Source organism: Pseudomonas inefficax (assembly GCF_032164165.1).
GTDB classification, from domain to species: Bacteria; Pseudomonadota; Gammaproteobacteria; order Pseudomonadales; family Pseudomonadaceae; genus Aquipseudomonas; species Aquipseudomonas inefficax.
Genome location: NZ_CP134401.1, coordinates 363,510 through 388,164, shown reverse-complemented (window position 1 = coordinate 388,164; position 24,655 = coordinate 363,510). Strand labels below are relative to the sequence as shown.

29 protein-coding genes and 1 tRNA gene are annotated in these 24,655 nt (G+C 62.5%); 13 read left to right on the top strand and 17 right to left on the bottom strand.

From position 1 onward, the window contains the following. Window positions 1-248: 248 nt before the first annotated feature. Complete coding sequence (gene adhP / locus RIN61_RS01820) at window positions 249-1,259, bottom strand: alcohol dehydrogenase AdhP (RefSeq protein ID WP_112252785.1); 1,011 nt, start codon at window positions 1,257-1,259, stop codon at window positions 249-251. A 419-nt stretch (window positions 1,260-1,678) separates the two neighbouring features. Continuing rightward, complete coding sequence (locus RIN61_RS01815) at window positions 1,679-2,353, bottom strand: polysaccharide lyase family 7 protein (protein ID WP_112252784.1); 675 nt, start codon at window positions 2,351-2,353, stop codon at window positions 1,679-1,681. A 260-nt stretch (window positions 2,354-2,613) separates the two neighbouring features. On the opposite strand from RIN61_RS01815, the gene RIN61_RS01810 reads away from it, so the two are divergent. Continuing rightward, a complete protein-coding gene (locus tag RIN61_RS01810) occupies window positions 2,614-2,811 on the top strand; it encodes a hypothetical protein (protein WP_025339680.1) in 198 nt (65 codons plus the stop codon). Between the two features lies 1 nt (window position 2,812). Here the strand turns inward: RIN61_RS01810 and RIN61_RS01805 are convergent, their stop codons facing one another. Continuing rightward, window positions 2,813-3,226, bottom strand: coding sequence for a DoxX family protein (locus RIN61_RS01805; RefSeq protein ID WP_112252783.1), 414 nt, complete (start codon window positions 3,224-3,226; stop codon window positions 2,813-2,815). A 103-nt stretch (window positions 3,227-3,329) separates the two neighbouring features. Next, a tRNA-Leu gene (locus RIN61_RS01800) sits at window positions 3,330-3,414 on the bottom strand. A 201-nt stretch (window positions 3,415-3,615) separates the two neighbouring features. Between RIN61_RS01800 and RIN61_RS01795 the strand changes: the two genes are divergently transcribed. Genes RIN61_RS01795 through RIN61_RS01780 form a run of 4 tightly spaced genes read left to right on the top strand, consistent with a single transcriptional unit; the run spans window position 3,616 to window position 6,911 of the window. Then, window positions 3,616-3,891, top strand: a complete 276-nt coding sequence (locus RIN61_RS01795; RefSeq protein ID WP_252378344.1) for a hypothetical protein — start codon at window positions 3,616-3,618, stop codon at window positions 3,889-3,891. Window positions 3,892-3,933: 42 nt separating this feature from the next. After that, window positions 3,934-5,094 carry a two-component system sensor histidine kinase NtrB gene (locus RIN61_RS01790; protein ID WP_313855465.1) on the top strand — a complete coding sequence of 387 codons (1,161 nt, stop codon included), beginning with the start codon at window positions 3,934-3,936 and terminating at the stop codon, window positions 5,092-5,094. Between the two features lie 6 nt (window positions 5,095-5,100). After that, a complete protein-coding gene (locus RIN61_RS01785; protein ID WP_112252780.1) occupies window positions 5,101-6,546 on the top strand; it encodes an ATPase domain-containing protein in 1,446 nt (481 codons plus the stop codon). Window positions 6,547-6,557: 11 nt separating this feature from the next. Then, a complete protein-coding gene (locus RIN61_RS01780; protein ID WP_112253236.1) occupies window positions 6,558-6,911 on the top strand; it encodes a response regulator in 354 nt (117 codons plus the stop codon). Between the two features lie 55 nt (window positions 6,912-6,966). On the opposite strand, the gene csrA is transcribed toward RIN61_RS01780, so the two are convergent. From csrA to RIN61_RS01740, 8 genes are all read right to left on the bottom strand, one after another. Further along, window positions 6,967-7,164: a carbon storage regulator CsrA gene (gene csrA, locus RIN61_RS01775; protein ID WP_004375914.1), complete on the bottom strand. Its 198-nt coding sequence runs from the start codon at window positions 7,162-7,164 to the stop codon at window positions 6,967-6,969. 253 nt (window positions 7,165-7,417) lie between these two features. Further along, window positions 7,418-8,440 (bottom strand): DNA topoisomerase IB, encoded by a 1,023-nt coding sequence (locus RIN61_RS01770; protein WP_207878268.1) that lies wholly within the window; start codon window positions 8,438-8,440, stop codon window positions 7,418-7,420. Window positions 8,441-8,497: 57 nt separating this feature from the next. Next, complete coding sequence (gene modC / locus RIN61_RS01765; RefSeq protein ID WP_313855460.1) at window positions 8,498-9,589, bottom strand: molybdenum ABC transporter ATP-binding protein; 1,092 nt, start codon at window positions 9,587-9,589, stop codon at window positions 8,498-8,500. A 1-nt stretch (window position 9,590) separates the two neighbouring features. Continuing rightward, window positions 9,591-10,271, bottom strand: a complete 681-nt coding sequence (modB, locus tag RIN61_RS01760) for a molybdate ABC transporter permease subunit (RefSeq protein WP_112252777.1) — start codon at window positions 10,269-10,271, stop codon at window positions 9,591-9,593. Then, a complete protein-coding gene (gene modA, locus RIN61_RS01755) occupies window positions 10,271-11,029 on the bottom strand; it encodes a molybdate ABC transporter substrate-binding protein (RefSeq protein ID WP_313855457.1) in 759 nt (252 codons plus the stop codon). Before modA ends, modB begins: the two co-directional genes overlap by 1 nt. Window positions 11,030-11,212: 183 nt before the next feature. After that, window positions 11,213-12,301 (bottom strand): NAD(P)H-dependent flavin oxidoreductase, encoded by a 1,089-nt coding sequence (locus RIN61_RS01750; protein WP_112252775.1) that lies wholly within the window; start codon window positions 12,299-12,301, stop codon window positions 11,213-11,215. 43 nt (window positions 12,302-12,344) lie between these two features. Next, entirely contained in the window at window positions 12,345-12,515 is a 171-nt protein-coding gene (locus RIN61_RS01745) for a hypothetical protein (RefSeq protein ID WP_181457351.1), read from the bottom strand. Window positions 12,516-12,522: 7 nt separating this feature from the next. Continuing rightward, the gene (locus RIN61_RS01740; protein ID WP_003250918.1) at window positions 12,523-12,825 is read right to left on the bottom strand and encodes a DUF1883 domain-containing protein; all 303 of its coding nucleotides are present in this window, start codon (window positions 12,823-12,825) and stop codon (window positions 12,523-12,525) included. A gap of 160 nt (window positions 12,826-12,985) precedes the next feature. Between RIN61_RS01740 and RIN61_RS01735 the strand changes: the two genes are divergently transcribed. The 8 genes from RIN61_RS01735 (at window position 12,986) to RIN61_RS01700 (ending at window position 20,500) form a co-directional block, all read left to right on the top strand. Next, window positions 12,986-13,345, top strand: a complete 360-nt coding sequence (locus RIN61_RS01735; RefSeq protein WP_313855452.1) for a hypothetical protein — start codon at window positions 12,986-12,988, stop codon at window positions 13,343-13,345. Between the two features lie 77 nt (window positions 13,346-13,422). After that, window positions 13,423-14,073: a c-type cytochrome gene (locus tag RIN61_RS01730; RefSeq protein ID WP_112252773.1), complete on the top strand. Its 651-nt coding sequence runs from the start codon at window positions 13,423-13,425 to the stop codon at window positions 14,071-14,073. Further along, window positions 14,070-14,984 carry a c-type cytochrome gene (locus tag RIN61_RS01725; RefSeq protein WP_112252772.1) on the top strand — a complete coding sequence of 305 codons (915 nt, stop codon included), beginning with the start codon at window positions 14,070-14,072 and terminating at the stop codon, window positions 14,982-14,984. The genes RIN61_RS01730 and RIN61_RS01725 overlap by 4 nt, the downstream gene beginning before the upstream one ends. Before the next feature lie 302 nt (window positions 14,985-15,286). Continuing rightward, the gene (gene galU, locus RIN61_RS01720) at window positions 15,287-16,126 is read left to right on the top strand and encodes a UTP--glucose-1-phosphate uridylyltransferase GalU (protein ID WP_085590936.1); all 840 of its coding nucleotides are present in this window, start codon (window positions 15,287-15,289) and stop codon (window positions 16,124-16,126) included. A gap of 97 nt (window positions 16,127-16,223) precedes the next feature. Then, window positions 16,224-17,579 (top strand): glutathione-disulfide reductase, encoded by a 1,356-nt coding sequence (gorA, locus tag RIN61_RS01715; protein WP_112252771.1) that lies wholly within the window; start codon window positions 16,224-16,226, stop codon window positions 17,577-17,579. Window positions 17,580-17,892: 313 nt separating this feature from the next. After that, entirely contained in the window at window positions 17,893-18,456 is a 564-nt protein-coding gene (gene ahpC / locus RIN61_RS01710) for an alkyl hydroperoxide reductase subunit C (protein WP_004375926.1), read from the top strand. A gap of 124 nt (window positions 18,457-18,580) precedes the next feature. Beyond that, window positions 18,581-20,143: an alkyl hydroperoxide reductase subunit F gene (ahpF, locus tag RIN61_RS01705; protein WP_112252769.1), complete on the top strand. Its 1,563-nt coding sequence runs from the start codon at window positions 18,581-18,583 to the stop codon at window positions 20,141-20,143. A gap of 168 nt (window positions 20,144-20,311) precedes the next feature. Beyond that, on the top strand, window positions 20,312-20,500 hold the full coding sequence (locus RIN61_RS01700; protein ID WP_013973178.1) for a hypothetical protein: 189 nt from the start codon (window positions 20,312-20,314) through the stop codon (window positions 20,498-20,500). Window positions 20,501-20,504: 4 nt separating this feature from the next. On the opposite strand, the gene RIN61_RS01695 is transcribed toward RIN61_RS01700, so the two are convergent. The 5 genes from RIN61_RS01695 to lpxO all read right to left on the bottom strand — a co-directional run bounded on the left by RIN61_RS01695 (window position 20,505) and on the right by lpxO (window position 24,538). Beyond that, a complete protein-coding gene (locus RIN61_RS01695; protein WP_112252768.1) occupies window positions 20,505-21,152 on the bottom strand; it encodes a YceH family protein in 648 nt (215 codons plus the stop codon). Window positions 21,153-21,238: 86 nt separating this feature from the next. Continuing rightward, complete coding sequence (gene sstT, locus RIN61_RS01690) at window positions 21,239-22,447, bottom strand: serine/threonine transporter SstT (RefSeq protein ID WP_313855433.1); 1,209 nt, start codon at window positions 22,445-22,447, stop codon at window positions 21,239-21,241. 79 nt (window positions 22,448-22,526) lie between these two features. Then, window positions 22,527-23,096 (bottom strand): GNAT family N-acetyltransferase, encoded by a 570-nt coding sequence (locus RIN61_RS01685; protein ID WP_112252766.1) that lies wholly within the window; start codon window positions 23,094-23,096, stop codon window positions 22,527-22,529. 78 nt (window positions 23,097-23,174) lie between these two features. Continuing rightward, entirely contained in the window at window positions 23,175-23,519 is a 345-nt protein-coding gene (locus tag RIN61_RS01680; protein ID WP_013973174.1) for a carboxymuconolactone decarboxylase family protein, read from the bottom strand. 119 nt (window positions 23,520-23,638) lie between these two features. After that, window positions 23,639-24,538 carry a lipid A hydroxylase LpxO gene (gene lpxO, locus RIN61_RS01675; protein ID WP_023662367.1) on the bottom strand — a complete coding sequence of 300 codons (900 nt, stop codon included), beginning with the start codon at window positions 24,536-24,538 and terminating at the stop codon, window positions 23,639-23,641. Between the last annotated feature and the right edge of the window lie 117 nt (window positions 24,539-24,655).

The following is a 24,655-nucleotide window of genomic DNA, read 5'->3' as shown; positions in this document are numbered from 1 at the left end:
CGTACTCGATTCGCTCAAGAACATCCCTTGCTTCTTCTTCCGTCATATTGGCCACTCCCTTCCAAACCACGTGCTACCCCATGCCAGGCTGGTTGCCAGGCGGGGATTCGAGCGCTTACCTGTAACTAGAGAGCAAGGTGCGCCCATTGGTTCGCTTTATCTGGTGGGCCGGAAGCCATTTCTGACCGCCTGCGCTTGAATGCAAAAGGGTAGCGTGCGCTGCGCCAACAGCCAGCGCACTTGAGCCATCACTCCTCGAACTGAATCACCATCCGCCCTTTGATCTTGCCCTCCAGCATCTCCTCGAAGATCTGGTTGATATCCTCGATCGGCCGCAGGGTCACCTTCGGCACCACTTTCCCTTCCGCCGCAAACTGGAAAGCTTCCTGCAGGTCTTGCCGAGTGCCGACCAGCGAGCCGATCACTTCGATACCGTCCAGCACCAGGCGCGGGATATTCAGGTTCATGGCTTCCGACGGCAGGCCGACCGCAACCAGGCGGCCACCCGCGCGCAGGGCATCAACGGCCGAGTTGAAGGCAGCCTTGGCAACGGCGGTAACCACGGCGGCATGGGCGCCACCGGTCTTGGCCTGGATGACCTTGGCGGCATCCTCGGTGCGTGAATTGACGACCAGGTCGGCGCCCATCTCGCTGGCGAAGCGCAGTTGCTCTTCGTTGACATCGATGGCTATCACTTTGGCGTTGAAAACGTTTTTGGCATATTGCAAGGCAAGGTTGCCCAGGCCGCCAAGACCGTAGATGGCGATCCATTGGCCGGGACGGATGTTGGATATCTTTACCGCCTTGTAGGTGGTTACGCCGGCGCAGGTAATGCTGCTGGCGGCAGCGGAGTCGAGCCCGTCGGGCACTTTGACCGAGTAGTCGGCCTTGACGATGCAGGCTTCAGCCATACCCCCGTCCACGGTGTAGCCGGAGTTCTTCACTTCGCGGCACAGGGTTTCGTTGCCGCTGGTGCAATACTCGCAATGCCCACAGCCCTGGTAGAACCATGCCACACTGGCACGGTCGCCCGGCTTGAGCGAGGTGACGCCTGGCCCTACTTCCTGGACCACGCCGATGCCTTCATGGCCTAGCACTACACCGGACTTGTCACCGAAGTCGCCATTTTTAACATGCAGATCGGTGTGGCACACACCGCAGCATTGCATTTTCAGCAGCGCTTCACCGTGCTCGAGAGGGCGCAGGGTTTTCTCCACCACATCCACGCGACGGCCTGGTGCAACAACAGCAGCTTTCATATGAGCCTCCGTGTCATCCGAATGAGCTTGGGTTATCGCAGGGGTTAGCATAGCCCTTGCCTGGTGGGGCAAAACTGCTTCAGGTCATGGTCTGGGGTGGCAACCGCCTTGCACACATTTACCTGCCTTGCGCAGCCACTTGTGGGGGCAACTGTCTTGCTCAATTTCTAAAAGCTGGCGCGATCCCTGTGGGAGCGGGCATGTCTAGGCGTCGAACCGCCGCGAACACCGGCGCAGCCGGTGCCAGCCACCGCGTCGCCTGCTTCGCGGGCTTGCCCGCTCCCACAGGGTTCTGTGTAAGGCTCGCCACAAAAAGAAAAGCCCGCGGCAATAATGCGGCGGGCTGCAAGAACATACGGAGCAGGGCCAGTGTGCCCACCCGGATGTCAGTATTTCGTGAAGGTCAGGTCATGAGCTTGTCATGCATGGCTCAGTTCCAGTTGGCTGATGACACATACCGAACCGTCCTCGGCAGGCGTGGTGTCGGTGTAGTCCACCTGGTTGTATACCCCCCCATGGAATTTGAGCGTGCGCGTCGCCCAGGTCGCCCCCAGTTGCTGGGGCGATGTGCTGCCAATACGGCCGTTGCAGCTTGCGCTGACCGTGCAGGCGCCGTTGTTTGTCACATCGATGCTGACATCGAAACGTGCACCGAGCGGTACGTCGGCCAGCACCGTGCTGCTGCTCGTGGCCGTCTGGTTGAAGTCGGTGCGAAAGCCCACGGTGATCTTGCCTTTGTTCCAGAACACCTTGATGGGCGGGTTGTCGTCGTCTTTGACGTGCATCTGGGCAATCACCACCTTTTGCGCAAGGTTCACTTTCTGCAGTGTCATGGTCTGGTAATTGCGGTGCCTGGCGGCGCTGTTCAGTGCCCAGTACGCGGGCTCCTTCCACTCGCAGCGGGTGCGGTGGGTGCTTTTGCTGGAGGCGCCCTTGGTGGGGGCGGTCATACGGATGGAGCCGTCGCTCAGCCGGGCGATGACTTCAGGCAGGGTCGCCAGCGCCTGGGCACCGGTCAACTCCAGAGCTACCGGGTTGGTCGCGGACTTCGGAACGGGAGTGGTGATGATGAGGTTGTCGATATATACAGCCATGGGCTTTCTCCTTGAAAAACGACAGGTCCTGCATCATTTGCGAGCCTGGCCAGCATGGGCGCGGTTCACTGTGATTCGCCAAGGCTGGACGAAGGGCAAAACCAGGGGATAAAAAAGCCCGCCATGGGAGGCGGGCAACTGACGTTTGAAGGGAGAGCCTGCAGACTGGACCTTGCGGGTTAACCGAGCATTAAGCGGTAATGCATTGACCTGCGCAGCCGATCAGCCTATACAGGCCTGCCACCGGCCCAGGAGCCAGCATGCACGACGAAGACGACCTGCACGAACCCGAGCACGATCACCTGCTTGATCATGAATTCCTCTACGACGATATCGAGCCTGAAGCGGATGCCCAAGGCGCCGAGGACGAAGTGGAGGAAGACGAGGAAACGCTGGATGACCTCGATGACGAGGAACGCGATCACCCAGCCTGGTTCGACGACTGCGAAGACGACTGACTCAGCGCCGGTCTGCCGAGAAACGCCCTGGGCCGCTCACTGCCAGCATCAGCAGGCCGCCCATGATGCTGAGGTTTTTCAGGAACTGGGTCATGTTGGCGCTGCGCTCAGGGTCGACCATGTTCCAGAACGGGTGGCCCAGCAGCGCCGTGCCCAGCACGAACAGCGCAAGCAGGAAAGCCAGCGGCCGGGTGTAGAAACCGAGGATCAGCAGAATGGCCACGACGAACTCCATGAACACGGCAACTGCCGCTGCCAGCATGGGGGCAGGTGCGCCCAGTGAAGTCATGTAGCCAACCGTGCCTTCGAACCCGGTCAGCTTGCCCCAGCCAGACAAGACGAACAGGATCGTGAGCAACACACGGGCAATCAGGATAATGATGTCGCGTTGACCATCGAACAGGGAGTAGCGCATGGCGGCGTTCCAGTGGGCGGGTACAAGCACCACTGTAGCAGCTGCGCAAAGGATTGCTGGCGGGCAGCAAAAAGGCACCACAAGGGCGCCTTCACGAGAAATTTGGTGCGAGTGGCGGGACTCGAACCCGCAAGGCTCACGCCGACAGATTTTAAGTCTGCTGTGTATACCAATTCCACCACACTCGCACGCTTGAATGGGCCGTAACGACCAGCTCGCTTCTAAGCAGAAGGGCTTCGCAATCAAGCGCGCTTTATAACCCATTGTTATAGTTGAGTCAACCACAGCGCCTATGATCAACAGAATGAAGGGTCGATCGAATGGGCAATTGACACCTTGCTGTCATTACGCCACTGTTGCCCCTTTATTGGATCCAAGAGCGTGCAGTGATGACCCCGTCCGGTACTTCCGAGCGCATCGTGCGCCCGCGGCTGTTCTGGCGACTGTTGTTCGTGCTGGTGGTCGTGTTGGGGGCGTTTCTCTACCTCAGCCTGATCAGCCTGGGCGCTTACCTGCTGATGCTGGGGTTCGATGCCGAACACCTTCAACCGCAGCGGCTGATGGCCCTGGCCGGTGGCGGGTTTATCCTGCTGGTCGGCTTATGGTTGCTGAAAGTGGCGATGCCACGGCGCATCAGCCCGGTGCTGGTTGAGCCCGGGCGTTGAACTTCGCTCTCTTTTCTCTCCTGCTGTGCCGGTGGAGCTCGCATGGTTTCAGCTGATTGCCTCGACCACCCCATCATGCCCGCCCACCGCTATGAACAGCTGGTTCAGTCGGTGGTGGATTACGCTATCTACATGCTCGACCCGTCCGGCAATGTAGTGTCATGGAACGCAGGCGCTCAACGCATCAAGGGGTACCGTGCCGATGAAGTGATCGGCCAGCATTTCTCATTGTTCTTCACCCCCCAGGATTGCGCCGAGGGCCGCCCGGAACGCTTGCTGCGTCAGGCGCTGGAGCAGGGTGTGGCGCAGGATGAGGGCTGGCGCGTACGCAAGGATGGCACGCAATTCTGGGCGCTGGCCGCCCTGGATGTGATCCGCGATGACCAGGGCCAGGTCGTCGGCCTGGCCAAGGTGACCCGGGATATCACCGACCGTCGCGAGTCGGCGCTGCAACTGGACGCGGTGCGCGCCCAGCTGTTCCAGGCACAGAAGCTGGAGGCCCTCGGCCAGTTGACCGGTGGTCTGGCGCATGACTTCAACAACATGTTGACCATCATCATCAGCTCGGCGCGCCTGGCGCTGGACACCCAGGACCCGGCACGCGCCAAGCGCATGCTGCAACACATTCTCGATGCCGGGCAGCGTGGCACCGAACTGACCCAGCAATTGCTCAGCTTTGCCCGCCACCGCAAGCTTGATGTGGCTTGCGTCGCCCCGGAGAACCTTATTGCAGCCACTCGTGGTCTGCTGGAGCATGCGCTGCCTGATTCGATTGAGCTGAAGGTGCTGTTGCAACCGGACCTGCCCCTGATCGAGGTGGATGCCGGGCAATTGCAGATGGTGTTGCTCAATCTGTTGTTCAATGCCCGCGATGCCATCACGGGGCAGGGCCGGATCAGCTTGACCGTCGATGTGGTCGAACTGACCGGCAAGTTTGAAGGCCTGCACGGCGGGTTTGTGCGTTTCGAGGTGGAAGACAGCGGCGAGGGCATCGCGCCAGCGGTACTGCCGCGTATTTTCGAACCGTTTTTCACTACCAAGCCCTTTGGCAAGGGTACTGGCCTGGGCCTTAGCCAGGTCTATGGTTTTGCCAGGCAGAGCGGTGGTGCCATTCGCGTCGACAGTGAGCCCGGCCGGGGAACTTGCATGCAGCTTTACTTGCCAATCTATCAGGGCCAGACCGATAGCCAACTCCACAGGTAGAACATCATGGCACAGGCACTCAGGCGACTGGTCACGGGTATCGACGGGCTCGATGCATTGCTCCAGGGTGGCCTGGTGGCTGGCGCGTCCTACATCATTCAGGGCCCGCCGGGGGCCGGCAAGACCATCCTCGCCAATCAGCTGGCCTGTGGGCATGTGCGCAATGGGGGCAGGGTGCTGGTGGCTACATTGCTGAGCGAGTCGCACGAGCGGCTGTTCCAGTACCTGGCGACCCTGGAGTTCTTCGACCCCGCGCTGGTCGGCGACACGATCCAGTTCGTCAGTGCCTTCGACACCTTGGAGCAGGAAGGCCTGGACGCTGTGGTGCGGCTGCTGCGCCAGGAAATCGCCCGCCAGCAGGCCAGCCTGCTGATCGTCGATGGCGTGCTCAATGCCCGGGTGCGTGCGGAAACCGCGCTGGACACCAAAAAATTCGTCTCCGAACTACAGGGTCATGCGGCCTTTGCCGGTTGCACCTTACTGCTGCTGACCAGCGCCCGGCTGGAAGAAGGCAGCCCGGAGCACACCATGGTCGACGGGGTGATCGAACTGGGCGAGCAACTGTACGGCAGCCGTGCCGTGCGCCATGTCCAGCTGCGCAAGACGCGTGGCAGTGCGGCACTGTCGGGGCGCCACGAGTGCCTCATCGATGAAGCCGGCATGCATGTATACCCGCGCCTGGAGTCGCTGTTCAGCCACCCCAGCCAGGCGGGCAACGCCACCCTGGAGCGCATCGGCAGCGGGGTGGCAACCCTGGATGAAATGCTAGGTGGCGGCCTGGCCACGGGCTCGGTCAGCTTGCTGATCGGGCCTTCGGGTATTGGCAAGACATCATTGGGCCTTGCCTTCCTCGGCGCCAGCAGCCCGCAGGCGCCGGGGCTGCATTTCGGCTTCTACGAAACGCCGGAGCGCCTGCGTATCAAGGCCGCGTCGCTGGGTTACGATTTTGCCGCCCTGGAGCAGGGCGGCAGCCTGCAGCTGTGCTGGCAGCCGACCACCGAGGGGCTGCTGGACCAGGTCGGTGCACGCCTGCTCGAGCGGGTCGAGGCGCAAGGCAGCAAGCGCGTGCTGATCGACAGCCTTGGGGCGTTCAGCCGCCTGGCCAGCGACCCGGCGCGGCTCAATGCGTTTTTCCGTGCCCTGGTCGGTGAGCTGCGCGCGCGCAATGTCAGCGTGATGCTGACCTGGGAAATGCGCGACATCTTCGGTGCGGAAATCAGCGCCCCGGCCCCGGACCTGTCGAGTATCGTCGACAACCTGATGCTGATGCGCTTCGTCGAGCTGGACTCGCAGCTGCGACGCATGCTGTCGATCCTCAAAGTGCGTGACAGCCACCATGACCCTGCCTTGCACGAACTGTTGATCAGGCCGCAGGGCATTACCCTGCGCAAAGCGTTCGAAGGCGCCTGTGGTGTGCTCTCGGGAACGCCGGTGCCGCAGGGGAGCGGGTGACGGGGCGGACGATGAACACCATCCTGATCGTCGATGACGAGTACCTGATTGCCGACATCCTCGGTTTCGCCCTGGAGGACGAAGGCTTCCTGGTGGAAAAGGCGAGCAACGGCTGCAAGGCGCTTGAGGCGCTGAAGGAAAAGCGCGTTCAGCTGGTGATCACCGACTACATGATGCCGCTGCTCAACGGCGAGGAGCTGGTGCGCTCGATGCGTGAAGACCCGGAGTTGAGCGAGTTGCCGGTCATCCTCATGAGTGGCGCGCAGGCCAACCAAGGATGCCCGGAACTGTTCGCCGCGGTGTTCGACAAACCGTTCGACATGGACTGTATGATCGCCAAGGTGCGCGAACTGCTGGGCACCTGAGGCGCGGGGCGATCAAGCGCGTCCGTGCGGCTTGAGGCAACGTGAAGCAGGTCGCTCAGTGCGAGTCGTCGTGCTTTTCCGGGGCCGGGCTGCCGGCCTGGATGCGCTTGAAGATCTCTTCGCGATGGACTTGGACGTCTTTCGGTGCATCGATACCGATCCTCACCTGCATCCCTTTGACGCCCAGAATGGTGACTTTGATGTCATCGTTGATGACGATGCTTTCGCCAACCTTGCGGGTGAGTATCAGCATGTAGTTCTCCTTGGTGATATAAAAGTCCGTCGAGCTAGTTGCCACGGCGGCGGGAGCTTGTCCCTCTTCCTTCTCATTAAAGACGCTTTCGGCGGATAGTAATTCCCCAACAGACAAATTCTGTTGCGTGTCTTCAGTCGCAGGTGCCGAAGCAAACCGCCAGCGGGTTGTCGGCCAAGGTGCTCGGTGGCAAGAATAGGGTGCTTGGCGGTCAATGGGAAATTTCTTCGCATGATGGGTTGAATAGACCGGGTTAATGGTCATCCTGTTCCTCGAGTGCCTGAAGAAATAGCAGCAAGGCTACTTCTTCACGGTCCAGGCCTTTGCGTACACGGTTCTTCGGCAAGTTGGCCAACCGCCCCAGGGCATAGTGTTCAAGTACAGCCGGGTGGATGTAGCAACGCCTGCACACCGCCGGTGTATTGCCCAGGCGTGATGCTACCTGGCGTACGATCGCGGCGACCTGGCGTTTGGCTTCGCTCTCGGGCTCCCAGGCCAAGGGCCTGAGCAGGTCCAGGGCCAGACTGCTGCCGGCCCAGGTGCGGTAGTCCTTGGCGGTAAAGTCGGCGCCGGTCAGCTGCTGCAGAAACTGGTTGACCTCGCTGGAGCCGACGCTGTGGCGCTGGCCGTTGTCGTCCAGGTACTGGAACAGCGCTTGCCCGGGCAGCTCCATGCAGCGCTTGAGCAGGTTGGCCAGGCGCCTGTCGTTGAGGCTGACGTTGTGCTCGACGCCGCGCTTGCCGCGGAACTGGAAGCGGATGCTGCTGCCCTTCACCTCCACATGGCGATTGCGCAGGGTGGTCAGGCCATAGGACTGGTTGTCACGCAGGTAGCGCTGGTTGCCGATGCGGATCAGGGTGTGATCCAGCAGGCTGATCACCAGCGCCATCACCTTTTCCCGGTCCAGGCCGGGCCGGGCAAGGTGGGCGTGCAGTTGCGCGCGCAGTTTCGGCAGGGCCTGGGCAAACGCCAGCATGCGCCCGTACTTGTGCTGGTCGCGTACTTCTCGCCACTGCGCATGGTAGCGGTATTGCTTGCGGCCGCGGGCATCGCGACCTGTCGCTTGCAGGTGGCCTTGCGGGTCGGCGCAGATCCACACCTCGGTATAGGCCGGGGGGATAACCAGTGCTGCGATGCGGGCGAGGGTATCGCTGTCGCGCACCCGTTGGCCGTTGGCGTCCAGGTAGATGAAACGGCCCCTCCAGCGGCGCCGGGTCAGGCCCGGCTGGCTGTCGTCGACATAGTGCAGGGTGGGCGGCAGGGGGCATTCAAGCATGGCTGGCAGGCCTCGATCAGGTCACTGATCAATGGACACCAGCGACGGGGCCGATGCTCAGCCCAGCAGCGCTACCGACTTGATCTGGGCAAACAGCACCTGGCCTGCGTGCAGGCCGAGCTGGTCTGCCGAAAAGCGGGTGATGCGCGCGAGCAAGGCGTTACCGCCGGCGTCCAGGCTGACCAGCACATGAGCCGGGTTGGCTGCCGGGCGGCTTTCGCGCACGCGTACCGGCACGCGGTTGAGGATGCTCGAAGTACTGTCGGCTGCAAGGGCCAGGCTGACGTCACGGGCCTGCACCTTGACCCGCAAGGTGCTGCCAATCACCTGGGCAGGGTGGGCGATACGCAACAGTGGCCCGTCGTTACCGGGCAGGCGCAGGTCGAGCAGGTCGTAGTGCGGGTCGTGCCCCACCACCAGGCCCTCGAATACCACCCCGGCATCCTCGCCCTGGGCCAGCGGCAGGTCGAGGCGGGCCAGGGTTTCGCCGATCGGGCCGCTGGCCACTGCCCGGCCTTGCTCCAGCAACACCAGGTGGTCGGCCAGCCGCGCCACTTCTTCCTGAGCATGGCTGACATACACCAGCGGGATTTCCAGTTCATCGTGCAGGCGCTCCAGGTAGGGCAGTATCTCGCGCTTGCGCGGCCCGTCGAGTGCAGCCAGCGGCTCGTCCATCAACAGCAGGCGCGGGCTGCTGAGCAGAGCGCGGGCAATGCCCACCCGCTGCGCCTCGCCACCGGACAATGTCGCCGGGCGGCGTGCCAGCAGGTGACCGATACCCAGCAGCTGACAGGCCTGGTCGAGGCTGACCTTGCGTTCGGCAGCGGCTACCCGGCGCCAACCGAACTCCAGGTTGCCGCGTACCGACAGGTGTGGAAACAGGCTGGCCTCCTGGAACACGTAGCCCACCGGGCGCAGGTGCGGTGCCTGGAAGAAGCCGCGGGCGCTGTCCTCCCAGACTTCGCCGTTGACTTCGATGTAGGCGCTGGCGGCCCGTTCCAGCCCGGCCAGGCAACGCAGGCAGCTGGTCTTGCCAGAACCCGAGTGGCCGAACAGCGCGCTGATGCCGCGCCCGGGCAGGTGCAGGTCGACGTCCAGGGTGAAGTCGTCGCGCGCCATTTTCAGACGCGCCACAATCGATGCGCTCATTTCAGCTCCAACCGGCTTTGCCGCGGCGTCCAGCGTATAGCAGGAGCAGCACCAGGAACGAGAACACCAGCATGGCACCGGCCAGCCAGTGTGCTTGCGAATAGGCCATGGCCTCGACATGGTCGAAGATCTGCACCGAGACCACGCGTGTCTTGTCGGGGATGTTGCCGCCAATCATCAACACCACGCCGAATTCGCCCACGGTGTGGGCGAAACCGAGGATGCTGGCGGTGATGAAGCCTGGGCGGGCCAGCGGCAGCACTACGTGGACGAAGGTGTCCCAAGGGCCGGCGCGCAGCGTGGCGGCTACTTCCAGCGGGCGCTGGCCAATGGCGCCGAAGGCATTCTGCAGTGGCTGGACAACGAACGGCATGGAGTAGATCACCGAGCCGATCACCAGGCCGGTGAAGCTGAACACCACGCTGCCCAGGCCCAGCGCCTGGGTCGCCTGGCCCAGCCAGCCATGCGGGCCGAGGGCGATCAGCAGGTAGAAACCGATCACCGTGGGAGGCAGCACCAGCGGCAGGGCCACTACCGCGCCTACCGGCCCGCGCAGCCACGAGCGCGTGCGCGCCAGCCACCAGGCGATGGGCGTGCCGACGATCAGCAGGATCAGGGTGGTCAGGCTGGCCAGTTTCACGGTCAGCCAGATGGCACCCAGGTCACTGGCGTCCAGTGGCATCAGATTTCATAACCGTAGGATTTGATCACTGCCGCGGCTTTCGGGCCTTTCAGATAGTCGACCAGAGCTTTGGCAGCGGGGTTGTCCTTGCCTTTTTCGAGGATTACCGCGTCCTGGCGGATGGGCTCATGCAGGGACGAGGGAACGATCCAGGCCGAGCCGCTTTCGACCTTGCCGTCCTTGTAGATTTGCGACAGGGCGACAAAGCCCAGCTCGGCGTTGCCGGTGGAGACGAACTGGAACGCCTGGGTGATGTTCTGCCCTTCGACCAGCTTGGGCGTGGTGGCTTCGGTCAGCTTCAGCTTGTCCAGCACCTGGGTGGCGGCCAGGCCGTAAGGTGCGGTTTTCGGGTTGGCGATGGACAGGTGCTTGAACTGGTTCTTTTTCAGTACTTCGCCGTTGGCGTCGACATAGCCGGGCTTGGCCGACCACAGGGCCAAGGTACCGATGGCGTAGGTGAAGCGCGAGCCCGGGGCAATGGCTTTTTCCTGCTCGAGCTTGGCAGGGGTGCTGTCGTCGGCAGCGAGGAATACCTCGTACGGCGCGCCGTTCTTTATTTGTGTGTAGAACTGGCCGGTGGCGCCATAGGCGGCGACCAGTTTATGGCCGGTGTCCTTTTCGAAGTCCTTGGCAATGGCCTGGATCGGGGCTGTGAAGTTCGCAGCGACCGCGACCTGGACTTCATCGGCCCAGGCAGTGTTGAAGGCGAGCAGGGTGGCCAGGGTGGCCGCGGCTACATAGGAAGGGCGGGTACACATCAACACAACTCCTGGGAGGTTATCGTTATATCCTTAACTATATAGCGATAGGCCTTGGGCCGGGAAGAGGCAAGGTAATGCGCAAGCAGGCCAGGCCTTTTCGCGGGTAAACCCGCTCCCACAGGGCCGGCACACTATTCGAATGTGTGGGAGCGGGTTCACCCGCGAAGGGGCCTAGCCTGCTTATGCAGATGCCTGTCGGCCAATCATCGCCAGCGCCTTTTCGGCAATCTCCCGGGTCAACTCACCCGCCGGCATATGCCTGCCCAGCCGCAGCGCCTGCCCCGACCACAGGTTGCTGAAGTCGCTATTGCCCTGCGGATCGGTAATCGCCCGCAAAGGCATCAACGCCCCGCCGGCCAGTGGGAAGCGCGGCGCCAGGTCGCTCATCGGCCCCAGTTCGCGCATGATGCGGTTGTTGATGCCACGCGCCGGTCGGCCGGTGAACAGGTTGGTCAGCGCCGTGTCGCTGGCGGGTGCGCTGTCCAGGGCCTGGCGATGTGCCGGCGAGACCTTGGCTTCGGGGCAGAACAGGTAAGCCGTTCCGATCTGCACGGCCGAAGCACCCAGGGCCAGTGCCGCCAACAGGCCGCGGTGGTCAGCAATGCCGCCGGCGGCAATCACCGGCACGCTGACCGCATCAACCACCTGCGGCACCAGGGCGAAGGTGCCGATCTGGCTGGTGATATCGTCGCTGAGGAACATGCCGCGATGTCCGCCCGCCTCATAGCCCATAGCAATGATCGCATCACAGCCGCGGTGCTCCAGCCACACGGCTTCCTCCACGGTGGTGGCGCTGGACAGTACCTTGGCACCGCTGGCCTTTACCCGTTGCAGCAGGTCGGCCTGGGGCAGGCCGAAGTGGAAGCTCACTACCTCCGGGCGCAGTTGCTCGACCAGCTGGCAGCTCTGTTCGTCGAAAGGCGCGCGGTTGGACACCGGCGTGGGCGCCGCGAAGTCGGCACCTACTTCGTTGTAATAGGGCTCGAGTGCCTGCTTCCAGCGTAAATCGCGCTCGGTATCGGACGCAGGTGGCTGATGGCAGAAGAAATTCAGGTTCAACGGGCGGCCCGGGCAGCCGGCGCGGAAGGCGGTGATCTCGGCGCGCACCTGGTCGCCCGTGAGCATGGCGCAGGGCAGGGCGCCCAGGCCGCCCGCCTGGCCTACGGCAATGGCCATGCCCGAGCCCGTGGCACCGGCCATGGGGGCCTGCAGAATGGGCAACTCGATGCCCAGCAGGTCGAGGATGCGGCTATCGGGCCAGTGGCTCATGCGATTCTCCTTGCGCGGGCGAACTGTAGGGCGGGGCGGGTGTTTACAAGGCCTTGCTGACCTGGATGTCGCTGATCTTCTCGGCATCTTCGCCATGAATCTTGCGCAGGGCTTCCAGGGCTTGTTCGCGGGAGGCGTCGGGCATCAGCGCGAAGTCCCAGCGGCGCTGGCCGTCGAGCTTGTACTTGATGACGTACTTGGTGGTCTGGGTCATGGTGGCCTTATCTGAGTTTCGACGATGAACGACGGATGATCTTGATCTTGTGGGTCAAGGTTGGCTTGCGGGTGACCGAGATCGGGCGGGTTGTCACGGTATCGATGGTGATGTTCCAGAAACCGGTGCTGGGCACGGTAATTTTCGCCGGGAACTTTTCGAAATGGCCACCGTGGTAGGTGTGACGGCCGCCGTTCTTGAAGCTGCGGAAGTTGGCGTCGTTCATCAGGCGGATATTGCAGCGCTGGGAACACTCGATGACGACGATGTCGTCCTCGTTCAAGTGCTCGCGCTGGTGTACGAATTTCATGTGATGCTCCGCAAGGATTGGTTCTGCAAACGCGAAAGATACCACGATGTCGGGTTACACTGCCGCGCTGTTCCGCCAGGCGTAGATAAATCTGCCAAAGCAGGGAGCAAAATGGCCTGGCTGTGGTCGAAGCGGATTCTTGAAGGCAGAGGTGCTGCAAATGAAGTGGATGGTGGCGGCGTTGGCGGTGACGCTGGGTGGCTGTGTGAGTGTTACGGAACTGGAACAGTCGCGTGAAACGCTGGATGTGATTTCCGGCAAGTCTCCGCGGGCGTATGCCGATTGCATCAAGCAGAAGCTGGCCGATAGCCGCGACCCGCTGGTGGAAGAGCAGCGTGGCGATGGCCTGCGGCTGATCGTGCCGCAGAAGATCAGCTCGGGTGTGGGCCCGGCGGCGCTGGTGGATATCGACAAGCGTGGCAGCGGCAGCAGTATCAAGCTGCACGAGCGGTTGAACAACTTCCCGCTGCGCCTGGGCGATGTGCGCACCGCCGCCACCCAATGCATCTCCGGGAGTTGATCCAGGGCAACTGATCGCGCTCCTTTTGCTTATATGTTTTAAGCCTAAGCATATAACAATAGAAAAGGAGATTCGTGATGACACCGTTGAGTCGCGTCGTGATCGGCAGCCTGCTGATCCTGGCCTGGCCCGCGGCGCATGCCGCCGATGGCCAGAAAGTCTTCACCCAGGGCGGGGCCAACCCCGCCGCCATGGCTTGCCTGGGTTGCCATGGGCCGGACGGCAAGGGCATTGCCGCTGCCGGCTTCCCGCGCCTGGCCGGGCTGCCGGCCGCTTACCTCAGCAAGCAATTGCATGACTGGCGCAGCGGCAGCCGCAAGCAGCCGGTAATGGAGCCACTTGCCAAGGCCCTGACCGAGGATGAGATCAAGGCGGTCAGCACCTATTTGGCCAGCCTGCCGGCAGACCCAGCAGGCGACCTGCGTCGCCAGCAGATCGCCGATGACCCCACCACCCGCATGGCCCTGTACGGCGACTGGAGCCGGCAGATTCCTGGTTGCGTGCAATGCCATGGCCCGGGCGGCGGCGGGGTTGGCGAACACTTCCCGCCCTTGGCAGGTCAGCCCGCCAGTTACCTGGTGGCGCAGCTCAATGCCTGGCGTGACGGCACCCGCAGCAATGACCCCAACCAACTGATGGTCGGTGTGGCCAAGGCCATGACCGATGACGAGATCAAGGCCGTCGCCGAGTTCTTCGCCCGCCCAGCCAGCCAGGAGGTCAAGCCATGAAACCGATGATTCCAGCCCTGCTGCTGCTGGCCATGGGCAGCGCCCAGGCCGCCCAGATCGCCATGGAAGACCAGTCACAGTTGAAAGTGCCTGGCGTGCAGGCTGCACCGCAGTTCGTGCCACCAGCGGAAAGCGAGTTGCCTGACAATGCCTTTGGCAAGATGGTGCGCGAGGGGCACGCCTTGTTCGTCGACACCCGCAGGTTGATGCCCGAGGCCGTGGGTAATGGCATGAACTGCAGCAACTGCCACCTTGACCAGGGGCGGCTGGCGCATTCCGCGCCGATGTGGGGGGCGTACCCGATGTACCCCGCGTACCGCAAGAAAAACGACAAGGTCAACACATACGCCGAGCGTATCCAGGGCTGCTTCCAGTTCAGCATGAACGGCAAGCCACCGGCTGCAGACAGCCCGCAGATGACGGCGTTGGCAGTGTATTCGTACTGGCTTTCCACCAAGGCGCCGACCGGTGTGGAAATTGCCGGGCGCGGGTACCCGGAGGTGCCGCAACCCAAGGGCGGGTACGACTTCAAGCGTGGTCAGCAGGTTTATCGCGAGCAGTGTGCGATCTGCCACGGCGACAACGGCGAGGGGCAGAAGGTGGCGGGCGAGTATGTGATGCCGCCGTTGTGGGGCAAAGACTCCTACAACTGGGGCGCCGGCATGCACCGCATCAACACTGCGGCGTCGTTCATCAAGTACAACATGCCGCTGGGCAAGCCTGGCAGCCTGAGTGATCAGCAGGCCTGGGATGTGGCGGCCTGGGTCAACCGCCATGAACGGCCGCAGGATCCGCGGTTGGTGGAAGGCTCCATCGAGAAGACGCGGGCGAAGTTCCATGCCAACGACGGGGTGAACCTGTATGGGCAGAAGGTCGATGGGGTGTTGATCGGGCAGGGGACTGGTAGCTGATGTATTGCCTGTACCGGCCTCTTCGCGGGTAAACCCGCTCCCACAAGGATCGCCACAGGCTCTGAATGCTGTGCAGTACCTGTGGAAGCGGGTTTACCCGCGAAGAGGCCGGTAAAGGCAACCCCGATCTGCTGTCATCCAACGGTCATTGATGACAGCAATATTTACGATCCATCGGAACTATCTACACTGGGTTATCTCTATCTTCCCATCGATCGGCCACAGGTAGGGCATTGTAAGGTGACTGCCGCCTGATTAGACTGCGCCGAATTCCACAGGCCTAGCCTTTTGTAAGGACGTATATGATCAAGAAATGCTTGTTCCCGGCAGCCGGTTACGGCACCCGCTTCCTGCCCGCTACCAAAGCCATGCCCAAGGAAATGCTGCCGGTGGTCAACAAGCCACTGATCCAGTATGGCGTCGAGGAGGCACTGGATGCCGGTCTGAGCGAGATCTCCATCGTCACCGGGCGCGGCAAGCGTGCTCTGGAAGACCACTTCGACATCAGCTACGAGCTGGAAAACCAGATCAAGGGCACCGACAAGGAAAAATACCTGGTTGGTATCCGTCGCCTGCTCGACGAATGCTCGTTCTCCTACACCCGCCAGACCGAAATGAAAGGCCTGGGCCACGCCATCCTGACCGGCCGCCCGCTGATCGGTGACGAGCCGTTCGCCGTGGTGCTGGCGGACGACCTGTGCGTGAACCCGGAAGGTGACGGCGTACTGACCCAGATGGTCAAGCTGTACAACCAGTTCCGTTGCTCGATCGTCGCCATCCAGGAAGTCGATCCGCAGGAAACCAACAAGTACGGTGTGATCGCCGGCGACATGATCCGTGACGACATTTTCCGCGTCACCAACATGGTCGAGAAGCCGAAGCCGGAAGATGCCCCGTCGAACCTGGCGATCATCGGTCGCTACATCCTGACCCCGGATATCTTCGACATCATCGCCAACACCGAGCCGGGCAAAGGTGGCGAGATCCAGATCACCGACGCCCTGATGCAACAGGCGCAGAACGGCTGCGTGATTGCCTACAAGTTCAAGGGCAAGCGTTTCGACTGTGGTGGCGCGGAAGGCTACATCGACGCGACCAACTTCTGCTTCGAGAACTACTACAAGACTGGCAAGGCTTACTGATAAGCCCTGCTGGTCTGAAAGCCACCCTTCGGGGTGGCTTTTTTGTTTGCGGCGGCCAACGGCGTTATGCTGGGCGCCTGCCTAGGAGAGTGAATACATGGCCTACGATTTTGATCTGTTCGTGATTGGTGCCGGGTCCGGCGGTGTGCGCGCGGCGCGGTTTGCCGCCGGCTTCGGCGCAAAGGTGGCAGTGGCCGAGAGCCGCTACCTGGGCGGTACCTGCGTCAACGTCGGCTGCGTGCCGAAAAAGCTGCTGGTGTACGGCGCACACGTCGCTGACGAACTGGAGCAGGCCGCAGGCTTCGGCTGGACACTTGAAGAAGGGCATTTCGACTGGGGCACCCTGATTGCCAACAAAAACCGGGAAATCGAGCGCCTCAACGGCATCTACCGCAACCTGCTACTCAACAGCGGGGTCACCCTGCTGCAGGGGCATGCGCGCCTGACCGGTGCCAATGAAGTGGAAGTGGAAGGCCAGCGCTACACTGCCGAGCACATCCTCATCGCCACCGGTGGCTGGCCACAGGTGCCGGACATTCCGGGCAAGGAACTGGCCATCACCTCCAACGAAGCCTTCTACCTCAAGGACCTGCCACGCCGGGTGCTGGTGGTGGGCGGTGGCTACATCGCTGTCGAGTTCGCTGGCATCTTCCAGGGCCTGGGGGCCGCTACCACGCTGCTGTACCGTGGCGACCTGTTCCTGCGTGGCTTCGACGGTTCGGTGCGCACGCACTTGAAGGAAGAACTGGAAAAGCGCGGCCTCGACCTGCAGTTCAACGCCGACATCCAGCGCATCGACAAGCTCGAGGACGGTAGCCTCAAGGCCACCCTCGGGGATGGCCGCGAGTTGGTCACCGATTGCGTGTTCTATGCCACCGGCCGGCGCCCGATGCTGGACAACCTGGGCCTGGAAAACACCGGCGTCGAGCTGGACGCCCGTGGTTACATTCGTGTTGACCAGCAGTACCAGACCACCGCGCCGTCGATCCTGGCCATTGGCGATGTGATTGGCCGCGTGCAACTGACTCCGGTGGCTTTGGCCGAGGGCATGGCCGTGGCCCGGCGCCTGTTCAAGCCCGAGCAATACCGGCCGGTGGACTATCAGAACATCCCGACCGCAGTGTTCAGCCAGCCGCCCATTGGCACCGTGGGCCTGACCGAGGAGCAGGCACTGGAGGCCGGGCACAAGGTGCAGGTATTCGAGAGCCGCTTCCGTGCGATGAAACTGACGCTGACCGATATTCAGGAAAAGACTCTGATGAAGCTGGTGGTCGATGCCGAGACCGACAAGGTACTGGGCTGCCACATGGTTGGCCCTGACGCCGGCGAGATCATTCAGGGCCTAGGCATTGCCCTGAAGGCCGGTGCGACCAAGCAGCAGTTCGACGAAACCATTGGCGTGCACCCGACAGCAGCCGAAGAGTTCGTGACCATGCGCACAGCCACCCGCTGAGCACGGTCCCTGTGGGAGCGGCCTTATGTCGCGAAAGGGCCGCGAAGCGGCCCCAAGATCACGGCGATGATGCACAGATTGCTGGGGCCGCTTCGCGGCCCTTTCGCGACACAAGGCCGCTCCCACAAAAAGCTGGTCCTGCACGAGCACGCACCCCCGCAATCCTTTGCTCAGCCCATTCCCTTCTATTAATAAACCTCGGTTATAGCCAAAACCAATCATAAGCATGAGCTTTGCCAATGAGCCTTTATCGGGACCAGCGGTTAGGATTCTCTCCATCAACTGATTCCAACCCCATGAAGGAGCGTCTCTCATGCCTATCATCAACAGCCAGGTCAAACCGTTCAACGCCACCGCCTACCACAAGGGCGAGTTCGTCCAGGTCAGCGAAGCCGACCTGAAAGGCAAGTGGTCTGTCGTGTTCTTCTACCCGGCCGACTTCACCTTCGTCTGCCCGACCGAGCTGGGTGACCTTGCCGACAACTACGCCGAGTTCCAGAAGCTGGGCGTGGAAATCTATGGCGTGTCCACCGACACCCACTTCACCCACAAAGCCTGGCACGACACTTCGGACACCATCGGCAAGATCCAGTACCCACTGATCGGTGACCCGACCCACGTCATCTCGCGCAACTTCGACGTGCTGATCGAAGAAGCCGGCCTGGCCGATCGCGGTACCTTCGTGATCAACCCGGAAGGCCAGATCAAGATCGTCGAACTGAACGACGGTGGTGTAGGCCGCGATGCTGCCGAACTGCTGCGCAAGGTTAAAGCTGCCCAGTACGTTGCCGCTCACCCAGGCGAAGTTTGCCCGGCCAAGTGGAAAGAAGGCGAAGCCACCCTGGCGCCATCGCTGGACCTGGTCGGCAAGATCTGAGTCCATGTGCCAGTCGCGGGCGGTAAGCAGCCGCCAAAGCTGAAGTACTTGCCGCCCCGTCAAACGCCCGGGCGACCTCGCCTGGGCGTTTTTGTATCCGAGTTTTGAAAAAGGAATCGCCCGTATGTTGGACGCCACGCTTAAATCGCAACTGAAAACCTACCTGGAGCGGGTCACCCAGCCGATCGAGATCGTTGCTTCCCTCGACGACGGCGCGAAGTCCCGCGAATTGCACGACCTGCTGGTGGAAATTGCCAGCCTGTCGAGCCTCATTACCTTCAGCGCGGACGGTACCGACGCCCGTCGTCCATCGTTCTCGCTGAACCGCCCGGGAGCCGACATAAGCCTGCGCTTCGCCGGCATCCCCATGGGCCACGAATTCACTTCGCTGGTGCTGGCACTGCTGCAAGTCGGTGGCCACCCGTCCAAGGCCAGTGCCGAAGTGATCGAGCAGATCCAGGCGCTGGAAGGTGAATTCACCTTCGAAACCTACTTCTCGCTGTCATGCCAGAACTGCCCGGATGTGGTCCAGGCGCTGAACCTGATGGCGGTGCTCAACCCCAACGTGCGTCACGTGGCCATCGACGGCGCGCTGTTCCAGGCGGAAGTGGAATCGCGCAAGATCATGGCGGTGCCAAGCATCTACCTGAACGGTGAAGTGTTCGGCCAGGGCCGCATGGGCCTGGAAGAAATACTCGGCAAGATCGACACCAACGCCGGTGCTCGCCAGGCCGAGAAGATCAACGCCAAGGACGCCTTCGACGTGCTGGTGGTCGGTGGTGGTCCAGCCGGCGCTTCGGCAGCCATCTATGCCGCGCGTAAAGGCATCCGCACCGGTATTGCGGCCGAGCGTTTCGGCGGCCAGGTGCTCGATACACTGGCCATCGAGAACTTCATCTCGGTACAGGAAACCGAAGGGCCGAAGCTGGCCACGGCGCTGGAAGAACACGTCAAGCAGTACGACGTGGACATCATGAACCTGCAGCGCGGTGAGGCGCTGATCCCGGCCACCGATGGCGGCCTGCATGAAGTACGCCTGGCCGGCGGCGCCTCGCTCAAGGCCAAGACCGTGATCCTGGCCACCGGTGCCCGCTGGCGGGAAATGAACGTGCCGGGCGAGCAGGAATACCGCGCCCGTGGCGTGGCCTACTGCCCGCACTGCGACGGCCCGCTGTTCAAGGGCAAGCGCGTGGCGGTGATCGGTGGTGGCAACTCGGGTGTGGAAGCGGCCATCGACCTGGCTGGTATCGTCGCCCAGGTGACGCTGATCGAGTTCGACAGCCAGCTGCGTGCCGATGCGGTATTGCAGCGCAAGTTGCACAGCCTGCCGAACGTGAAGGTAATCACCAGTGCGCTGACCACCGAAGTGCTGGGCAATGGCGAAAAGGTGACCGGCCTGCGTTACAAGGACCGCACCACCGACCAGCAGCATGAAGTGGCGTTGGAAGGCATCTTCGTACAGATCGGCCTGCTGCCGAACACCGACTGGCTGAAAGGCACCGTCGAGCTGTCGCCGCGTGGCGAGATCATCGTCGATGCCAAGGGCCAGACCAGCATCCCCGGTGTGTTTGCGGCGGGTGATGTGACGACTGTGCCGTACAAGCAGATCGTGATTGCGGTGGGTGAGGGCGCCAAGGCATCGCTGGCGGCCTTTGACCACCTGATCCGCACTTCGGCACCGGCGTAAGCCTGTACCGGCCCCTTCGCGGCTAAAGCCGCTCCCACAGGTACTGCGCAGATTCTGAAAATTGTGCAGATCCCTGTGGGAGCGGCTTTAGCCGCGAAAGGGCCGGCACAAGCAAAGCAGAGCCTGAGGGTGTCTATGATTACGATAGACCTCTCAGGAACCACACCCATGACCCTGATCAGCCGCGAACCCTGGTGGCTAGTCCCCCCAAAGCCCGGGCAGCAGGAGCAGGACCTGCACTGGGGCTACCTGGAAATCTACGCCGACGGCCGCACCGTGTTCGTCGACCAGCGCCCCAGTGACCGGGAGCTGGCCGAGCGCAAGAGCTGCCGCAACTTCCCCGACCCCGAGCCGTGACGGCTCAGCCTTCCAGTTCGGCCAGGCGTGCCTCCAGCGCCGCGATGCGGGCTTCGAGGGCTTCGATGCGTTCTTCCGACACATTTGCGCCGCTGCTGCGTGCCCCACCTTCCTGCTGCCGTGCGGCCAGGATGGCCTCGATTTCCGCCGGGTCGCCCAAGGCATGGGTGTAACGGTCTTCGCGCTGGCCGGCCTGGCGTGGCAGGTGCAACGCCAGGCCGCGCGAGATCAGGCGCTCCAGCTGGTGCTGGATCTGCTCGGTGTCGTCGAACTCGTGCAGGCGGTTGCTGCGGGTCAGCAGTTCGTTGAGGGTTTGCGGCCCGCGCAGGAACATCAGGCCCATCAGCACCAGTTGCGCCGGCACCAGTTCCAGCGTCTTGTCCACCCGGTGTTCCCAGCGGTCGGCGCGGCTGCCCATCTGCAGGCGAGTCATGTCTTGCCCTTCGAGGGCGCGCAGGGCCTGGCCGACCTGGCCTTGGGTGAGGTTCATCACCGGCTCGCGACTGGTCTTCTGGTTGCAGGCCAGGACCAGGGCGTTGAGGGTCAGCGGGTAGCTTTCCGGGCTGGTGGCCTGCTTCTCGATCAGCGAGCCGAGAATACGGATCTCGATGCTGTTGAAGCGGCCTTCGCCTGCGGTTTCGTGTTCTGACATGGCCCTGTCTCATTGCTGGGGAAAGGCCACTAGGGTAGGTAATGCCATCGCGTTAGGCAATTGGCTCCCACAGGGCTCCGGCAAACTCAGGCTTTACGCTCTTCAGCCTGGCACGCCGCCGCGGTAAACAGCACATCGGTCGAAGAATTCAGGGCCGTCTCGGCCGAATCCTGCAGCACGCCGATGATGAAACCAACCGCCACCACCTGCATGGCAATTTCGCTAGGGATGCCAAACAGGCTGCACGCCAGCGGAATCAGCAGCAGCGAGCCACCGGCCACACCCGAGGCGCCGCAGGCACAAACGGCCGCCACCACGCTGAGCAGCACGGCAGTCGGCAGGTCCACCGGAATGCCCAGGGTATGTACCGCCGCCAGGGTCAGCACGGTAATGGTGATGGCGGCACCGGCCATGTTGATGGTCGCACCCAGCGGGATCGATACCGAATAGGTGTCCTCATGCAGGCCAAGGCGCTCCGACAGGGCCAGGTTGACCGGAATGTTGGCCGCCGAGCTGCGCGTGAAGAACGCAGTGATACCGCTTTCGCGCAGGCACAGCAGGGTCAGCGGGTAGGGGTTGCGGCGGATTTTCCAATACACGATCAGCGGGTTCATCACCAGTGCCACGAACAGCATGCAGCCGATCAGCACCGCCAGCAGGTGCAGGTAGCCGAGCAGGGCGTCCAGGCCCGACTGGGCCAGCGTGGCGCTGACCAGGCCAAAGATGCCCAGCGGGGCGAAGCGGATGACCACGCGCACGATCAGGGTCACGCCGTTGGACAGGTCCTCGACCACGGTGCGGGTGGTTTCGCCGGCATGGCGCAGGGCCACGCCCAGGCCGATGGCCCAGGTCAGTACACCGATGAAATTGGCGTTGAGCAGGGCGTTGATCGGGTTGTCGACCGCACTCAGCAGCAAGTTCTGCAGCACCTCGGTGATACCGCCTGGCGCGCTCAGCGTAGCGTCGCCGGTGCTCAGCACCAGGCTCGACGGGAACAGCATGCTGGCGACCACGGCGACCACTGCTGCGCTGAAGGTACCCAGCAGGTACAGCCAGAGGATCGGGCGAATATGGGTTTCCTGGCCGTGACGGTGGTTGGCGATCGAGGCCATTACCAGGATGAACACCAGCACGGGTGCCACCGCCTTCAGGGCGCTGACGAACACTTTCCCGAGGAAGGCCATGTCGCGGGCGATGGCGGGCGCAAGCAGGGCCAGGGCGATGCCGGCGATCAGGCCGATGACGATTTGCGTCACCAGGCTGGTGCGGTTGAGGAAGCGGAGGATGGGGGTCATGTGCAGCGATATCCCGGCATGTTCAAAAAGGGCGCGACTTTACCATAGACCTTCGTCGAGCAGGGGCGGCCTGAAGAAGTCAGCGCCCGCGCCGCCGCGACACCCGCGCCTCGATGTTCTTGCGCCCGATCAGCAGTGGCGGCTTCTCCACTACCGGCTCGTCCGCCAGCCACTTGTACATCACCAGGCAGTCCACCAACCCCAGGCGGGCATGGCGGTAGGCTTTGGGCAAGCGGCCAACGGTATCGAAGCCCAGCTTGTGCCACAGCGCCACTGCCACCTCATTGGTGGCTACCACCGAGTTGAACTGCAGGGCCAGGAAACCTTCCTGGCGTGCCTGTTTCTGTGAGTGTTCGCACATCAACCGCGCAACGCCGCGGCCGCGTGCCGGTTCACAGACCATGTAGCCGCAGTTGCCCACGTGCCCACCGGGCCCGGCGGCATTGGCCTTGAGGTAATACGAACCCAGCATCTGGCCGTCTTCCTCGGCCACGAATGTGCGCATGGGTAGTTCCAGCCACAGCTGGCGGGCCTGATCGAAGCTGAGCGCCGGGTCGAAAGCGTAGGTTTCACGGGCCTGTACGACGGCCTGGAAGGTGGGCCAGAAGCGTTCGAAATCTTCCGGCGTCATTGGGCGGATGTGGATCATGCGGGTTCCTGCAAGGGCTGGGCCGCCCAGTCTGGGTGGCGCGGCGCCGTCGCGCAAGGGCGGCGCCGCCAATTGCGTTCAGCCGTTGGCCTTGCCCACCGCATCCATGGCACGTGCCGAGTAGACCAGCGCGGCGCCGGCGTTCATCGCCACGGCCACGCCGAGGGCCTCGGCGATTTCCTCGCGGCTGGCGCCATGCTTGACGGCTTGCTGCGAATGCACGGCGATGCAGCCATCGCAGCGTGTGGTCACGGCCACGGCAAGGGAGATCAGCTCGCGGGTCTTGGCGTCCAGGTGGTTGGTCTTGGCCCCTGCGCCGCTGGCGGTCATGTAGCCGGCCACCGTGTCAGGAGAAAGCTGCTTGAGATCGCCGATGCCGGCCATCAACTGCTTACGGTAGGCGTCCCAGTCCATCATGCTCATCGTCTTCACCTTGGGGAGGTTGCGAGTGGAGCTTTCAGGCTAGTCGAAGAGTGGGAAGTGTGAGACTTGTACTTTGGTTGGTTGCGCGCAGGCCCTTGGGCTGCGCGCTCCCATACCGATCAGATGTAGATGAATACCAGCACCAAGGCCGCGACGAACGCCCACTTCTCCAGGTAGTAACGCGTGCGGTTGCGCTTCTTCAGCGCCTTGCCACGTTCGCGGATCTTGTAGATGCGGGTGAACAGACGGTTGATGCCACCGGTCTTGTCGCCGGCATCATTGGGGGCGGCGGCAGCGGCCATGACGTTGCGGCTGAACCAGCGGTTGAACGCGGTCGCCCAGCGGTACTTGAGCGGGCGTTCCACGTCGCAGAACAGAATGATGCGGTTGTGCTCGGTAGTATTGGCCGCGTAATGGATGTAGGTCTCGTCGAACACCACGCCCTCGCCATCGCGCCAGGAATACTTCTCGCCGTCCACGTCGATGTAGCAACCGTCGTCGTTCGGCGTGTCCAGGCCCAGGTGGTAGCGGTACGAGCCGGCATACGGGTCACGGTGGCGCACCAGCTTGGCGCCTGGCGGCAGGGTGGCGAACATGGCGGCCTTGACCGTACCGATGCCTTTGAGCAACTCGGTGGTGCGTGGGCACAGGGTCATCGCCGACGGGTGGCTTTCGCCGTACCACTTCAGGTAGAAGCGCTTCCAGCCGGTCTTGAAGAATGAGTTGAAACCGACATCATCGTAATTGTCGGATTTCTTGATTTCGCCTACATGCAGCAGCTGTTGGGCTTCCTCGCGGATCTCCTGCCAGTGGTCCTGCAGCGTCTGCAGTTCGGGGAAGGCCTCTACCGGCAGGTATGGCTTGGCCGGGTGCCTGGAAAACAGGTACAGGAAGCTGTTGACCGGGGCCAGGAAGCTGGAGTGGTCGCCCAACTGACGGGTCAGCTTGTGGCGAACGCGACCGCGCAGGTGAACATAGGCGATCGAGAGGACGAAGATGAGGACTAAGGCGATTTTCATGGGCGGATACGTCAAGTAATGGCCATGCGTGATGGCTAAGCCCGCCAGCATAAACAATCGAGCCGATGCTTTGTAGGAGAATGTTACCCAACGATGGCAGACCTTGGTACAAGCGTC

Coding starts and splice junctions, on each gene's coding strand:
- RIN61_RS01780 (WP_112253236.1), top strand. CDS start 6,558: ATGAACACCATCCTGATCGTCGATGACGAGTACCTGATTGCCGACATC.
- ahpF (WP_112252769.1), top strand. CDS start 18,581: ATGTTGGACGCCACGCTTAAATCGCAACTGAAAACCTACCTGGAGCGG.
- modA (WP_313855457.1), bottom strand. CDS start 11,029: ATGTGTACCCGCCCTTCCTATGTAGCCGCGGCCACCCTGGCCACCCTG.
- modC (WP_313855460.1), bottom strand. CDS start 9,589: ATGAGCGCATCGATTGTGGCGCGTCTGAAAATGGCGCGCGACGACTTC.
- gorA (WP_112252771.1), top strand. CDS start 16,224: ATGGCCTACGATTTTGATCTGTTCGTGATTGGTGCCGGGTCCGGCGGT.
- RIN61_RS01685 (WP_112252766.1), bottom strand. CDS start 23,096: ATGATCCACATCCGCCCAATGACGCCGGAAGATTTCGAACGCTTCTGG.
- RIN61_RS01770 (WP_207878268.1), bottom strand. CDS start 8,440: ATGCTTGAATGCCCCCTGCCGCCCACCCTGCACTATGTCGACGACAGC.
- RIN61_RS01815 (WP_112252784.1), bottom strand. CDS start 2,353: ATGGCTGTATATATCGACAACCTCATCATCACCACTCCCGTTCCGAAG.
- RIN61_RS01735 (WP_313855452.1), top strand. CDS start 12,986: ATGAAGTGGATGGTGGCGGCGTTGGCGGTGACGCTGGGTGGCTGTGTG.
- RIN61_RS01785 (WP_112252780.1), top strand. CDS start 5,101: ATGGCACAGGCACTCAGGCGACTGGTCACGGGTATCGACGGGCTCGAT.
- RIN61_RS01805 (WP_112252783.1), bottom strand. CDS start 3,226: ATGCGCTACTCCCTGTTCGATGGTCAACGCGACATCATTATCCTGATT.
- RIN61_RS01745 (WP_181457351.1), bottom strand. CDS start 12,515: ATGACCCAGACCACCAAGTACGTCATCAAGTACAAGCTCGACGGCCAG.
- RIN61_RS01730 (WP_112252773.1), top strand. CDS start 13,423: ATGACACCGTTGAGTCGCGTCGTGATCGGCAGCCTGCTGATCCTGGCC.
- ahpC (WP_004375926.1), top strand. CDS start 17,893: ATGCCTATCATCAACAGCCAGGTCAAACCGTTCAACGCCACCGCCTAC.
- modB (WP_112252777.1), bottom strand. CDS start 10,271: ATGCCACTGGACGCCAGTGACCTGGGTGCCATCTGGCTGACCGTGAAA.
- RIN61_RS01810 (WP_025339680.1), top strand. CDS start 2,614: ATGCACGACGAAGACGACCTGCACGAACCCGAGCACGATCACCTGCTT.
- RIN61_RS01795 (WP_252378344.1), top strand. CDS start 3,616: ATGACCCCGTCCGGTACTTCCGAGCGCATCGTGCGCCCGCGGCTGTTC.
- adhP (WP_112252785.1), bottom strand. CDS start 1,259: ATGAAAGCTGCTGTTGTTGCACCAGGCCGTCGCGTGGATGTGGTGGAG.
- galU (WP_085590936.1), top strand. CDS start 15,287: ATGATCAAGAAATGCTTGTTCCCGGCAGCCGGTTACGGCACCCGCTTC.
- csrA (WP_004375914.1), bottom strand. CDS start 7,164: ATGCTGATACTCACCCGCAAGGTTGGCGAAAGCATCGTCATCAACGAT.
- RIN61_RS01695 (WP_112252768.1), bottom strand. CDS start 21,152: ATGTCAGAACACGAAACCGCAGGCGAAGGCCGCTTCAACAGCATCGAG.
- RIN61_RS01790 (WP_313855465.1), top strand. CDS start 3,934: ATGGTTTCAGCTGATTGCCTCGACCACCCCATCATGCCCGCCCACCGC.
- RIN61_RS01740 (WP_003250918.1), bottom strand. CDS start 12,825: ATGAAATTCGTACACCAGCGCGAGCACTTGAACGAGGACGACATCGTC.
- RIN61_RS01750 (WP_112252775.1), bottom strand. CDS start 12,301: ATGAGCCACTGGCCCGATAGCCGCATCCTCGACCTGCTGGGCATCGAG.
- sstT (WP_313855433.1), bottom strand. CDS start 22,447: ATGACCCCCATCCTCCGCTTCCTCAACCGCACCAGCCTGGTGACGCAA.
- lpxO (WP_023662367.1), bottom strand. CDS start 24,538: ATGAAAATCGCCTTAGTCCTCATCTTCGTCCTCTCGATCGCCTATGTT.
- RIN61_RS01700 (WP_013973178.1), top strand. CDS start 20,312: ATGACCCTGATCAGCCGCGAACCCTGGTGGCTAGTCCCCCCAAAGCCC.
- RIN61_RS01725 (WP_112252772.1), top strand. CDS start 14,070: ATGAAACCGATGATTCCAGCCCTGCTGCTGCTGGCCATGGGCAGCGCC.
- RIN61_RS01680 (WP_013973174.1), bottom strand. CDS start 23,519: ATGAGCATGATGGACTGGGACGCCTACCGTAAGCAGTTGATGGCCGGC.